At 61.5% G+C, this 12,461-nt stretch carries 10 protein-coding genes; 7 read left to right on the top strand and 3 right to left on the bottom strand.

The window, feature by feature from the left end:
- Window positions 1–74: 74 nt before the first annotated feature.
- Window positions 75–1,055 (bottom strand): siderophore ABC transporter substrate-binding protein, encoded by a 981-nt coding sequence (locus CVS29_RS07020; protein ID WP_110105606.1) that lies wholly within the window; start codon window positions 1,053–1,055, stop codon window positions 75–77.
- 298 nt (window positions 1,056–1,353) lie between these two features.
- Between CVS29_RS07020 and CVS29_RS07015 the strand changes: the two genes are divergently transcribed.
- Complete coding sequence (locus tag CVS29_RS07015; RefSeq protein WP_110105605.1) at window positions 1,354–2,574, top strand: THUMP-like domain-containing protein; 1,221 nt, start codon at window positions 1,354–1,356, stop codon at window positions 2,572–2,574.
- Between the two features lie 89 nt (window positions 2,575–2,663).
- Here CVS29_RS07015 and CVS29_RS07010 read toward each other — a convergent pair whose 3' ends face one another.
- Window positions 2,664–3,476, bottom strand: a complete 813-nt coding sequence (locus tag CVS29_RS07010) for a shikimate 5-dehydrogenase (RefSeq protein WP_110105675.1) — start codon at window positions 3,474–3,476, stop codon at window positions 2,664–2,666.
- 98 nt (window positions 3,477–3,574) lie between these two features.
- On the opposite strand from CVS29_RS07010, the gene CVS29_RS07005 reads away from it, so the two are divergent.
- Window positions 3,575–4,717 (top strand): glutamate--cysteine ligase, encoded by a 1,143-nt coding sequence (locus CVS29_RS07005; RefSeq protein ID WP_110105604.1) that lies wholly within the window; start codon window positions 3,575–3,577, stop codon window positions 4,715–4,717.
- Between the two features lie 147 nt (window positions 4,718–4,864).
- On the opposite strand, the gene CVS29_RS07000 is transcribed toward CVS29_RS07005, so the two are convergent.
- Entirely contained in the window at window positions 4,865–5,530 is a 666-nt protein-coding gene (locus CVS29_RS07000; protein WP_110105603.1) for a TetR/AcrR family transcriptional regulator, read from the bottom strand.
- Window positions 5,531–5,704: 174 nt separating this feature from the next.
- On the opposite strand from CVS29_RS07000, the gene CVS29_RS06995 reads away from it, so the two are divergent.
- The 5 genes from CVS29_RS06995 (at window position 5,705) to CVS29_RS06975 (ending at window position 12,395) form a co-directional block, all read left to right on the top strand.
- Window positions 5,705–8,851, top strand: a complete 3,147-nt coding sequence (locus CVS29_RS06995) for a glycoside hydrolase family 2 TIM barrel-domain containing protein (protein ID WP_110105602.1) — start codon at window positions 5,705–5,707, stop codon at window positions 8,849–8,851.
- Window positions 8,852–9,120: 269 nt separating this feature from the next.
- Window positions 9,121–9,900 (top strand): phosphatase PAP2 family protein, encoded by a 780-nt coding sequence (locus CVS29_RS06990; RefSeq protein ID WP_245932099.1) that lies wholly within the window; start codon window positions 9,121–9,123, stop codon window positions 9,898–9,900.
- A 16-nt stretch (window positions 9,901–9,916) separates the two neighbouring features.
- Window positions 9,917–10,666 (top strand): DedA family protein, encoded by a 750-nt coding sequence (locus CVS29_RS06985; RefSeq protein ID WP_245932098.1) that lies wholly within the window; start codon window positions 9,917–9,919, stop codon window positions 10,664–10,666.
- A 14-nt stretch (window positions 10,667–10,680) separates the two neighbouring features.
- Entirely contained in the window at window positions 10,681–11,346 is a 666-nt protein-coding gene (locus CVS29_RS06980) for a response regulator transcription factor (protein ID WP_245932097.1), read from the top strand.
- Window positions 11,343–12,395 (top strand): sensor histidine kinase, encoded by a 1,053-nt coding sequence (locus CVS29_RS06975; protein WP_110105599.1) that lies wholly within the window; start codon window positions 11,343–11,345, stop codon window positions 12,393–12,395. The genes CVS29_RS06980 and CVS29_RS06975 overlap by 4 nt, the downstream gene beginning before the upstream one ends.
- Window positions 12,396–12,461: the final 66 nt, after the last annotated feature.

Genomic DNA, 12,461 nt, shown 5'->3' with positions numbered 1-12,461 from the left:
CCCAAAACGTCAACCCTGTGGCGGGTCGGGGAGAGAATCCCCCGACCCGCCACAGGGCTGGCGGAAAATAATGGCTACTTGCCTTCGAGGGCGTCCGCGAAGTTGTTCAGGAACGTGGTGTACGTCTGAATGCCTTCGTTGGTGTACGTGTCAGCAGGCATGTAGACAATATTTTTCTTCGCCGTGGCGCTCACGTTCTTGAGTGCTTCGGAGCTTTCCAGTAGCTGGCTGGCAGGCTTGTACTCCGCCTCGCCTGCAGCAACAGCTGCGTCACGGTCCATGACCAGAATCCAGTCCGGGTTGGACTTTGCGATGGCCTCGACGGAGATGTCATCACCTTGGTGATCGGTGCTGGCGTCCTTGACCTCAAGGGCCGGGGTCAGGCCCAGGAGCCCGAACAAGGGGCCCAGCGTGCGGCCGGCTCCAGGTGCCGAGTAGTTGATGTTTCCGCCCGAGGTGATAACACCCATGACAGTGGCCTTGGGATCATAGGCCTTCTTGACCCGGGCAATGGCTGCGTCGAAGTCTGCGTTGAGCTTCTTGGCTTCATCAGCTTTGGCAAAGACGTCGCCCAAGACGGTGATCTGACGCTTCAGCTCGGTATCGAAAGGCTGGCCGTCTCGAGGATCCAAGTTCAAGATGGTGGCCCTGGGGGCAAGTTTTGCGAAGTCATCTTGGTACTGCGTGAAGCGCTGACCATTAATGATGATCTCGGGGTCAACGGCCACAATGGCTTCAAGGTTGGGCTCGCGGTGGTTGCCCAGATCAACGATCGACGTGTCCGCCTTGTAGGGATTGGTTGAAGGCATCAGCTTCACGGCGGCTGCCTTGAGCGTAATTCCCCAGTCCGAAAGTGTCTGGAAGGTGCGGTTGTCCGTGGCCACCACAGAGGCTGGCGGGGAGCTCAATGTGTGCGTGCCGTTGTTGTCTTCAACGGTGATAGTTGTTGCGGCGCTGGAGCTTTCCGCGGGAGCCGAGATCTCCGCTCCACAGGCTGTCAGGCTGATGGCTGCGGCGCCAAGGAGTGCAACAAAACGAAGTTTCAGGGAGGGCATGGATTCCTTCGGGATTCTACGGCCATTGATCAGCCGGGCAAGCGAATGAGTTCATAAGTTAGCGTAGCCTACCCTTAGTTAGTTAAGCCTTGCCTAAGTTATGATCTCCATCACATCGAGCAAAATGCCCTTCAGGACAGTGACTTTTGCTATCTGAGGTGGCGCCTTGAGGCGTAACTCGCCCCGCTCACCAATCCCCGCACCATCGAAGTTAGTCCAGGCTTAGTCAATTACGCAACTTTGTTGTGGCTTAATTCTGGAGGACGTCCCTGTTCGCGCTGGCGGTTAGGCTTAACGCATGGCTCCCGATGCGATCTCCCCCCTGCTCACCGTTGAAGGGTGGGAGCTTTTATCCTCCTTGGGCCCTTACCGCGAGTCAGATTCCCTCAAACTCAACGAGTCACTGCGCAAGGCCGGGCACTCCCCCGAGTTGGTCGCAGCAGCTCTTACCCAAGCCCGGCTGCGGGCCAAGGCCGAGGCAAAGTTTGGCGAGTTCGCACACCAAATGCTGTTCACCCAGGCTGGCCTGGAGCAGGCCACCCGGCTGAGCATCGCAGCGCTGCATGCGCAGAGATTTACGGCTGCGGGCATCACCTCCGTGGCCGATCTGGGCTGCGGTTTGGGAGCCGATTCGCTCGCTATGGCAAGCCTGGACATCAAGGTCACCGCAGTGGAAATGGACGAGGTCACAACAGCCTGCGCCACCATCAACCTCATGCCGTTCCCGCACGCCACAGTGGTGTGCGGGCGCGCTGAGGATGTGTCCCTTGCCGGTGTGGAAGGCGTATGGCTGGACCCTGCCCGGCGCACCACCAGCACCTCTGGTACTACCCGACTTTTTGATCCGGAAGCTTTTTCCCCGCCCTTGTCCTTCGTGGAGTCGCTGGCAGACCGGGGGCTGGCCGTTGGTGTGAAGATGGGGCCCGGTATCCCGCATGAGGCCATTCCCAACACGGCCGAGGCTCAATGGATTTCGCTCAATGGCGACGTGGTGGAGGCCGGGCTCTACTTCAACCAGCTGGCCCGCCCCGGTGTTTGCCGCAGCGCCCTCGTGATTGGCAAGAACGGCAGCGCGGAACTGACAAGCGCCGTGAAATTTGATCCCGCAGGCCAGAACGTGGAGATTGGCCCCATTAGCGCTTACTTATATGAGCCAGATGGTGCCGTGATCCGTGCCGGACTCGTAGCCGATCTGGCACGGAGCATGGACGCCCATCTCCTTGATGAACACATCGCTTACCTGTCCTCTGATACACCGCTCAACACCCCGTTTGCCCGCCGATACAAGGTTCTTGAGGTCAAGCCGTTCAATGTGAAGGCGCTCAAAGCCTGGGTGAAAGCCAAGCGGATCGGTGTCTTGGATATCAAAAAGCGCGGAGTTTCTGTCACTCCCGAGGAACTGCGCCGCCAACTGCTGACAGGTTCCGGCAAGGGTCCCCATAAGGCCACACTGGTACTGACCCGTATTGGGGACGACAGGGTTGCCGTGGTGGTTGAACCCCACGACCTCCCGGCCTAACACCAACGCTCGGTTACATTCGGGCCGTTTTTCGCCAACGCTCCCTCAGAAATGGCGCGTTGTACCCCAACCTTCTCGCAGAGCGAAGATTAGCTGCGGGAAAACTCCGAGGCTTCCTGGACCAGTTCCGGACTGGGACGGACCCCCGTGTACAGCACGAACTGCTCTTCCGCTTGGATGGCAATGACCTCGGCTCCGGTCATGACCTGCTTGCCCGCCGCTCGAGCTGCCCTAATGAGCGGGGTTTCGGCGGGAAGCGCGACGACGTCGAACACCACCTCCGCGGCTCTCACCGCCGCGTCCGCAAAGGATTGCACCGACTCCTGCGCACCCGCCATACCTAGGGGCGTGACGTTGATCAGCATCCCCGCCGTGGCGTCCCCCACCTCCGGCAACCAGGCGAAACCGTACAGCGCGGCAAGTGCTTGGCCACGGACTTCGTTGCGGGCCACAATGCTGACGTGAGCAAATCCGGCGTCGTACAGGGCAGCAGCTACAGCCTTAGCCATGCCTCCTGAACCTTGGACCAAAACAGTGCTCGCGGGATCGATTGCCCGGCTCTCCAGCAGCCGCGCAATGGCCAGGTAGTCGGTGTTGTAGGCGGTCAGGACACCCCCGGAATTCACGATGGTATTAACAGAATCAATGGCTGCGGCAGAGGCATCCATGACGTCAATGAGCGCAATAACATCTTCCTTGTACGGCATGGACACCGCAGCACCCCGAATGCCAAGCCCGCGAATGCCAGCAATGGCCTGAGCAAGATCAGTGGGGGCGAACGCCTTGTAAATAAAGTTCAACCCCAGAGCCTCGTAGAGGTAGTTGTGGAAGTGCGTGCCAATGTTGCTGGGCGTGGCGGCGAGCGAAATGCACAAGGTCATATCTTTGTTCAGGATGGGCATGTTCCCATTGTGGCGTAAATCCTGAACTACAATCAGAAGGCAGCAGGCACCCTTGCCGAATTGCATGAGAACTCCATCAGTGCCAAGGGGGCGCCGCAGTGAAGATTGATTTCGCCAAGTCAGAGCAGTCCACATTGGGCCTGGAATGGGAAATAGCGTTGGTTGATGCCACATCCGGCGAACTAACAGCCCGTGCAGATGACGTCTTTGCCAACATCTTGGCCGCCGATCCCGACGTCTGGCGCAATGGCGAACATCCTCACATCAAGGGTGAGATGCTGCAGAACACTGTTGAGTTGGTCACAGGCGTTTGCCACACAGTTGCTGAGGGAACCGAGGACTTGCGCCGTAACCTGAACATCTTGCGCGCAGCAGCGGACCCGCTGGGGCTGGAGTTACTTAGCTCCGGCACGCACCCGTTCAGTAATCCACGCACCCAAGCAGTCACCGACAAGGAACGCTACGCGAAGCTTGTTGACAGGACACAGTGGTGGGGCAGTCAAATGCTCATTTACGGCGTACATGTGCACGTGGGCCTGGATCATGTTTCCAAGGCCATGCCGGTTCTGGATGGGCTGGTCAACTATTTCCCGCACTTCCAAGCGCTGTCCGCATCCTCGCCGTATTGGAGCGGAGAAGACACCGGCTACGCCTCGCAGCGCGCGCTGATGTTCCAGCAGCTGCCCACGGCTGGCTTGCCCTTCCAGTTCCCCAATTGGGAGGCGTACGAATCCTACGTCCAGGACATGTTCACCACCGGTGTCATCGATGCCATGAATGAAATCCGCTGGGATATCCGCCCCGTTGCCGGCCTGGGCACCATTGAAATGCGTATTTGCGACGGCATGTCCACACTGGAAGAAATCGGCGCCGTGGCGGCCCTGACCCAGTGCCTGGTGGAGGACTTTTCAAATACCTTGAACGACGGCGGTACCATCCCCACCATGCCGCCGTGGCACATTCAAGAAAACAAGTGGCGAGCCGCCCGGTATGGCATGGACGCCATCATCATTTTGGACGCTGCAGGCAAAGAACAGCTTGTCACCGAAAACCTGGTTGAGTTGCTGAACAAGCTGGAGCCGGTGGCGGCCAAGTTGGGTTGCGCCGATGAGCTGGCCAGCGTTGAAAAAATCATTTCCGGTGGTGCCAGCTACCAGCGTCAGCGCCGCGTTGCGGCTGCCAATGGCGGGGAATTGCGCGCTGTGGTGCGTGAACTCGTCGCAGAGATGGCCCGCAACTAAGCCCGCTATCCCACCACTGGTGCCCTTTTCACGAACGCTATCCCGGCCCTGACCGCGATTTGGAATAGCGATCGTAAAAACTGGGCCATTGTTGCGCTAGCGTCCGGGAATAATGCCCCAAAGGTGACAGAGCGTCCGGGCTTGAGGTTAGCCTTCCGGCAGGACCACCAACTGCAGGTAGTCGCGCAGGCAGGCCGCCATGTCTATGCTTTCGGGCGCCATCAGCCATTGGGTCTGGATGCCGTCCCAGAGCGCAATAAGATTCGCAGCCGCCCGCGCCGGGTCCACGCCGTCCCGTAGCCGCCCCTGTCCTGCGAGCACTGAGAACTTTCGGGCATAGCCCCCGCGCAACCTCTCGTAACGCTCCGTGAAATAGCCAAGCCCCGGGTGGTTTTCTGTGAGGGACTCTGCGCACAGGACCGTATACAGCTCAATGACGCCGGGGATGGTTTCATTGAAACTGGCCTGGCGAATCACGGCGTCCACCAGTGCCTCTTCGGGCTCACGCGCCTCACCCAACCCTTCTGTGGAGCCCGAGCCGGGCACCGACACGGACCCCTGCCCGGACCCCGACCCCGAAATGCGGTCCCGCCAGTCCAGAACCGCCAGCAGCAGATCGCTCTTGGCCGGGAAGTAATGCAGCAGGCTGGTCTGGCTCATACCCACTTTGTCGGCGACGTCCTGGAGGGATCCGCCCCGGTAACCATGTGCGGCAAAAACCTCATGGGCCGCCTTGACGATGCTCTCTTTGCGCTGTTTCGACTTGGCATAAGGACCACGTTTGGCGGACTTTACAACTGGGTTTGTGGTCATGATGAGTCAGCCTAGTGCACGTTTTTACCCGCCTGCAACGAAATTCGAGTGAGCACTCAATATTTGTGGTAGCTTTTCTTCAATCCCCATCCGGCCGCTGCCCATCACTTTCCTTGCCACGATGGCCCTGCAGCGTTTTGGGCACGGCGGCCTTAGCAAAGGATCAGTAAACTCATGACCCTCACCCCCACGGCCGCGGCCGACGTCTCCTACATCACCGATCAGGGCCCCGGCACCGGGCTGCGCGTGCCCGCCCGTTCCTGGCTGCACAGCGACGCACCCACCCTGTCCCTGAACGGGGACTGGCGTTTCCGCCTCCTGGCCGCGGCTCCCGGAACTCCCGGCGCATCCGCCCTGCCCAGTGGCGAAACCGTGGAAGGTATGGCCGGCGAATCGTATGACGACGCCGCCTGGGACACCATGGCAGTCCCCTCCCACTGGGTGCTTGGCCACGAGGGCAAATACGGCCTGCCCATCTACACCAACGTCCAATACCCCTTCCCCATCGACCCGCCCCACGTCCCCGACGCCAACCCCACCGGAGACTACCGCCGGCGCTTCGAGGTCCCCTCTGCCTGGTGTGAAAGTACGACGGCGGCACTTTCCTTGCGCTTTGACGGCGTGGAATCGCGGTACAAGGTGTGGGTGAACGGGCAGGAAATTGGGGTGGGCTCGGGCAGCCGGCTCGCCCAGGAGTTCGACGTCACCGCCGCAGTGCGCCCCGGCACCAACGTGCTGGTGGTCCGCGTGCACCAGTGGTCCGCCGCCAGCTATTTGGAGGACCAGGATCAGTGGTGGATGCCGGGGATCTTCCGTGACGTGAGCCTGCAGGCCCGTCCCGCTGGCGGGCTCACCGATGTGTGGCTGCGCACTGACTGGCACTGCGGCTCAGCGTCCTCCACAACAGGAGCCGCCATCCCAGCCGCCGGCACCGGCACCGGCACAATTACGGCAGAAATCACAGCAGATCCGGGCGCCTACCCTGTGACGCTCACGGTGCCCGAGCTGGGATTGGAGGTGCGCTGGGAGTCACCCTCCGACGTCGTGCCGCTCACCGTGGAGAACGTGAACCCGTGGTCTGCGGAAGTACCCACACTCTATGGGGCAACGGTCTCCAACGCGGCGGAAAGCATTGAGCTCTCACTGGGGTTCCGGACCGTGGAGATTGTGGGCGATCAGTTCCTGGTGAACGGGCGCCGCGTGGTGTTCCATGGCATGAACCGCCACGAGACTCACCCTGACCGCGGCCGCGTGTTTAATGAAGCCGATGCCCGCGAAGACCTGGCCCTGATGAAGCGTTTCAACGTCAACGCGATCCGCACCAGCCACTACCCGCCGCACCCGCGCCTGCTGGATTTGGCGGACGAGATGGGTTTCTGGGTGATCCTGGAATGTGATCTGGAAACTCACGGCTTCCATGCCAACAACTGGGTGGAAAATCCCAGCGACGTCCCCGCCTGGCGTGATGCGTTTGTGGACCGGATGGAGCGCACCGTGGAGCGGGACAAAAACCACCCCTCCATCATCATGTGGTCCCTGGGCAACGAATCCGGCACGGGCGCGAACCTGGCAGCCATGGCGGCCTGGACGCACGCCCGTGACGCCTCCCGTCCGGTCCACTACGAAGGTGACTACACCGGCGCTTACACGGATGTGTACTCGCGCATGTACTCCTCCATCCCGGAGACGGATTCCATTGGCAGCAACGATTCCAACGCACTGCTGCTGGGCTGCAACGCCGTGGAATCGGCCCGGCAACGCACCAAGCCATTCCTGCTGTGCGAGTACGTCCACGCCATGGGCAACGGCCCTGGCGCCATGGACCAGTATGAGGCGCTCGTGGATAAATACCCACGCCTGCACGGTGGTTTCGTGTGGGAGTGGCGCGATCACGGCATCCGCACCAAAACCAAAACTGGCACTGGCACTGGCACTGGCACTGAGTTTTACGCCTACGGAGGCGATTTCGGCGAGGTGATCCATGACGGGAACTTCGTCATGGACGGCATGATCCTCTCCGATTCCACACCCACCCCCGCATTGTACGAATACAAGCAGATCGTCTCCCCCATCCGGCTCTCCCTTGTGTTTTCCGGCGGGGCCCCGGATGGCGGGGTTCCGGTGCTGACGGTGGCGAACCTGCGGCACACAGCGGATGCGGCGGATATCGTACTGCGCTGGCGGGTGGAGCACGACGGCGTTCTGGCCGGCTCCGGTGAATTGGCTGCGGACGGTGCCAACGGCCCGCTGATCGCCGGGGAATCTGCCACCTTTACGCTCGCCGCGGCGCCCGCACCGCACGGGGAAAGCTGGCTGACCGTGGAGGCGGTGCTGGCAGAGGCTACCGAATGGGCACCCGCCGGGCACTCGCTCTCGGCAACCCAGCTGGATCTTTCAGCACGCCAGAGCCCCTCGCGGGCGCCCCGCCCCACCAACCCCGTGGCTGGCACGGCTCCCGTCACTGTGGGTGCTGCAACGTTCCAGTCCGGCTCTCTCGTTGCGCTGGCAGGCCTGGGTGTTACCGGTCCCCGTCTCGAGCTTTTCAGGGCACCCACGGACAATGACAAGGGTGCAGGTTTTGGCATCTACGGCCCGGAGGATCCGTGGCTTAATAGCGGCCGGGGCGTGCCGGCGCCATCGTCTGAGACGGTGTGGTTGCAGGCCGGTTTGGACAGGTTGACCCGGCGGGTGGAGAACGTCTCTGCCCTGCCAGACGGGGTTCGCGTGCGCACCCGCTATGCGGCCGCCGACGGTTTCAACAATGTGGCCGTGGAGGAGAACTGGCAGCGTTGCGGGGATGAGCTGTGGCTGCGTCTGGATATCACCCCCAGCGCTGGCTGGGACACGGTGTGGCCACGCATTGGTGTCCGGTTGGATCTGCCGGCGGACGTGGACGGCGCCACCTGGTTTGGTGCTGGCCCACGCGAATCCTACCCTGACAGCATGCAGGCCACAGTGGTGGGCCGGCACAGCGGCAGCTTGGAAGAGCTCAACGTCCCTTACGCCCGCCCGCAGGAAACCGGGCATCACAGCGACGTGCGCTGGCTTGAACTTTCGCGCAACGGGACTCCGTGGCTGCGCATTGATGCCGAGCCCGACTCCGCAGGACGGCTGCCAGGGTTCACACTCTCACGGCACACAGCCCAGCAAATTGCTGCTGCCAACCACCCGCATGAACTCCCGGCCCAGACCCACAGTCATCTGTACTTGGATGCCGCCCAGCACGGGCTCGGTTCGCGTGCTTGCGGTCCTGATGTGTGGCCGGAGTTCGCCCTTCGCCCAGAGTCGCGGACCCTGGTGTTGAAGTTCACGCAGCCCTAGCCGCCCGCCCTCCAGACGCTCTCCCATCTATGGGCCGTATTTCACGACGCTATCGCAGCAACGGTCAACTTTTGCCGAACCTTATCGCACTCCTCATCAGGGGATTGCGATATCGTTCGCGAAATTCCAGCCATTGCTGCGATAGCGTCTGTGGTTAACGCCCCGGAGGTGGGAGAGCGTCTTGGTGGTGGGCCGGTTCTTAGTAAATTCTTGGAACCCACGGACAAGAATAGAACTATGCTTCTATCCGCTATGAACCGTAGATTGCCATGACAGGACGTTCAGTCGGGATGAGCCCAGAACGAGTCAGTGTCTGGCTCACGCCCCGTACGTATCTGGCCATATTGCCGCAGCCGCGCCTGTGGGGATTGTGGGTGCTGTTCCTCTCAGTTTCCGTACTCGCCTTGGGCTTCTTCGTCGTTGCCACTCCCAGTTTTAGCTCTGAAGAGTTCGGGATCGATCAGGAGCTGAGCCGCAGCCACACGGGCTTCCTCACCGCCGTCGCCATGATCCTGAATATAGCGTTTTCGCCGGTTGGCGGAGTGCTGATAATCGCACTGGTTTTTTTGCTCCTGTTACTGGTGCGCCGAGCCCCCATCGATGCCCTTGCCTTTGGTGGTGTGGCTGCCTCAGGGTGGCTTTCGAGCCAGTTTTTCAAGGTCATAGTTGAACGGCAACGGCCAAACCCCGCCCTGCTTTTTGATCCTTTGGCACCGGAAACCGGCTCCAACAGCTTCCCCAGCGGGCACGTAGCGCTGGCAGTCGGACTAGCGTGGGCGTTCTGTTTCCTCCTGCTGCGAAGCCCTTGGTCGCGAACCCTGTGGGCGCGTGTGGCTGCACTATGCGCTGTTCTTGTTCCCTTGGTGGTGGCTTGGTCACGGATTTACGTGGGTGTCCACTACCCCACAGATGTGCTCGCATCATTCCTTGCTGCGAGCGCCGGCGTGCTGCTGTTCGTAGGGATCTGGAACCGGTTCCTGCCGCGGCTTGTTCCCGGGTCTACTATTAATTCAGCGGCTTCCCCGCATTCCACCCGCCCGAACTCCTGATCGAGGCACTATTTTGTTGTCATTGCCGCTAGCCGTTTCTCTTTTTGATGGCGCGCTCCCCCAAGGCCTGCATCCCACTGGGCTATTCTCCGTTATGGATCCGGCCTCACTGCTGGCTGGGTTGGGCCCGGCCACGCTCGCCGTCGTAGCCTTGATGGTTTTCATTGAATCAGGGCTGCTGTTCCCCTTCCTGCCAGGAGACTCACTGCTCTTCACCGCGGGCCTGCTGCATCAGCAGCTCAATTTGTCCTTGCCTGTTCTGATAGGAGTGGTGGTGCTTGCGGCCGTGTCTGGAGACCAAGTGGGCTACATGCTGGGGCGCAAGTTTGGGCGGCGCTGGTTCAAGGATGACGCCCGCATTCTCAAAAGCAAGTATCTGGTGGAGACGGAAGAGTTCTTTGCCAAACGTGGCGGCTGGGCCATTGTTCTGGCCCGTTTTGTGCCCGTGGTCCGGACCTACGCCCCACTGGTGGCAGGGGTGGCGAATTACAACTACCGGAAATTTACTCTGTGGAACATCGCCGGTGCCGTGGGCTGGGCCGGTTCCATCACTTTACTTGGCACGTGGCTTGGCCACTACGAGATCATTGCCCGGAACATTGACGTCATCGCCATTGCCCTAGTCCTGGCCTCGGTGCTGCCCGCCGCCATCAGCATGCTGGCCAAGCGCCACGCTGCACGCAAGGCAGCAGGCACCGCTGTAGCCAGCACCGAAGTAGCAGGGCCCCTGGAGGATGCCCTGCCGGAAACCCCCACCAACGGATAACATCCAGTATGGACATGGAAGAATTGCCCCGGCTCCTGCTGGTGGAAGATGACCCAGTTCTGGGCCCGCTGATCGCCGAACTGCTAGCCCAGGAGTACCACGTCCACATCGCCGCCGACGGGCAGCGAGGTCTCCATCTGGCCCTCACCGGGCACTGGGACGCCATGGTCGTTGACCGGGGGCTGCCTGGTATGGATGGAATTGATCTGGTGGCTGCGCTGCGCAGCAAAGGGGTGGGCACCCCGGCCATCATTTTGACGGCGCGGGGCAGCACGGTGGAGAAAATAGCAGGGCTCGACGCCGGAGCTAACGACTACATGAGTAAACCCTTTGACGCGGGTGAGCTCCGGGCGCGGCTGCGTGCCGTGACCCGCAGCTTCGCGCCCTCCACCGGGCAGTTGGCCGTGGGTGACTGGCTTTTCGATCCCGCTACCCGTTCCTTGCGTTCAAGCTACGGCGAGGTGGTGGGACTCAGCGGCAAGGAAAGTGACTTCCTTGCCCTGCTGGCTGGCAACCCGGATAAGGTATTTACCCGCCAGGAATTGTTGGCGGAGCTGTTCCATCCCGACGATTCCCAAAGCGTCATCGACACCTACGTGCACTACCTGCGCAAGAAGGTCTCCAAGTCCGCGGTCCGCACCGTTCACGGCCTGGGTTATCAGATTGGCGAGGGCACATGAGACTCTCCGTGCGGCGCCACCGTCTGCGCCCACCATCAGCCCTTTCCGCTGCCGATTCGCCCCAGCTGCGCCGCGCCGCCGTGACGGTGGGTCTGCGCATTGCCGCCGCCATTGCACTCTTGGTGGTGGCCGTCATGGTTGCCGCGGCACTGTTCATGCTTTATCTTTCCGATCACCCGGATTTCCATGCCGCCGACACTGCCACGCGGGTCTACGTGGAAACCGACGACATGCTTCAGGCCATGGCCGTCGCGGGGGTTGCCGGGATTGTGGCAGCGGGGGCCATTGGCTGGTTGAGCGCCCGCAGCGCTATTCGCCCGTTGGGCCGCGCCCTGGAACTGCAGCGCCATTTTGTCCAGGATGCCAGCCACGAGTTGCGTACGCCCCTGACAATTCTCGACGCCCGCATCCAGCTGGCAGAGGCCAAGGTAGATGCGGGCAGCGACGCGGCCCGGCTGCTGGCGCAGGTACGTCAGGATACGGCCGCGCTCTCAGCCACGGTCCAGGAGCTGCTGCTCGCCGCCACGGCAGAAGCAGATGAGCAGGGCGAACCCTTGGATATTGTCCCTGAGGTGGAGGCGGTGGTGGCCAGCCTGCAGGATCTGGCCGCTGCCCGGAGCATCCGCCTCCAATCCATCCATAATCCGTCCACACGGGATCAAGCCCCGCAGATTCAAGCCCGGTACGACGGCGCTCCCCTGGTCCGCATCGCACCCAACAGTTTGCGCCGGGCTGTCCTTGGGCTGGTCGAGAACGCCATGAATCATACTCCGGAGGGCGGAACCATCACCGTGGACACCAGCTGGCAGGGGCGCACCGTGGTGCTCACCGTTTCTGACACCGGCACCGGGATCACCGGGATCGAACCGGAACGGGTGTTTGACCGCTTCGCCCACAGCAGCACCCCGTTAGAAGGTGGGCGGCGCAGCTTTGGGTTGGGGTTGGCGCTGGTCCGGGAGATTGCCAGCGCTGCGGGTGGTTCCATTGAGGTCACCTCAACGGGCCCGCAGGGAACCACTTTTGAACTCTCGCTCCCGGCCGCCCACTAACCCAACCACACACCCCCAACGCTCGGTTACATTCGGGGGTTAAAAGCACAACGCTCGGTTAGCAAC

The organism is Arthrobacter psychrochitiniphilus (assembly GCF_003185915.1).
Classification (GTDB): Bacteria; Actinomycetota; Actinomycetes; order Actinomycetales; family Micrococcaceae; genus Specibacter; species Specibacter psychrochitiniphilus.
This window is presented reverse-complemented; position numbering and strand designations above follow the sequence as displayed.

Coding starts and splice junctions, on each gene's coding strand:
- CVS29_RS06975 (WP_110105599.1), top strand. CDS start 11,343: ATGAGACTCTCCGTGCGGCGCCACCGTCTGCGCCCACCATCAGCCCTT.
- CVS29_RS07015 (WP_110105605.1), top strand. CDS start 1,354: ATGGCTCCCGATGCGATCTCCCCCCTGCTCACCGTTGAAGGGTGGGAG.
- CVS29_RS07010 (WP_110105675.1), bottom strand. CDS start 3,476: ATGCCCATCCTGAACAAAGATATGACCTTGTGCATTTCGCTCGCCGCC.
- CVS29_RS07000 (WP_110105603.1), bottom strand. CDS start 5,530: ATGACCACAAACCCAGTTGTAAAGTCCGCCAAACGTGGTCCTTATGCC.
- CVS29_RS06980 (WP_245932097.1), top strand. CDS start 10,681: ATGGAAGAATTGCCCCGGCTCCTGCTGGTGGAAGATGACCCAGTTCTG.
- CVS29_RS06990 (WP_245932099.1), top strand. CDS start 9,121: ATGACAGGACGTTCAGTCGGGATGAGCCCAGAACGAGTCAGTGTCTGG.
- CVS29_RS06995 (WP_110105602.1), top strand. CDS start 5,705: ATGACCCTCACCCCCACGGCCGCGGCCGACGTCTCCTACATCACCGAT.
- CVS29_RS07020 (WP_110105606.1), bottom strand. CDS start 1,055: ATGCCCTCCCTGAAACTTCGTTTTGTTGCACTCCTTGGCGCCGCAGCC.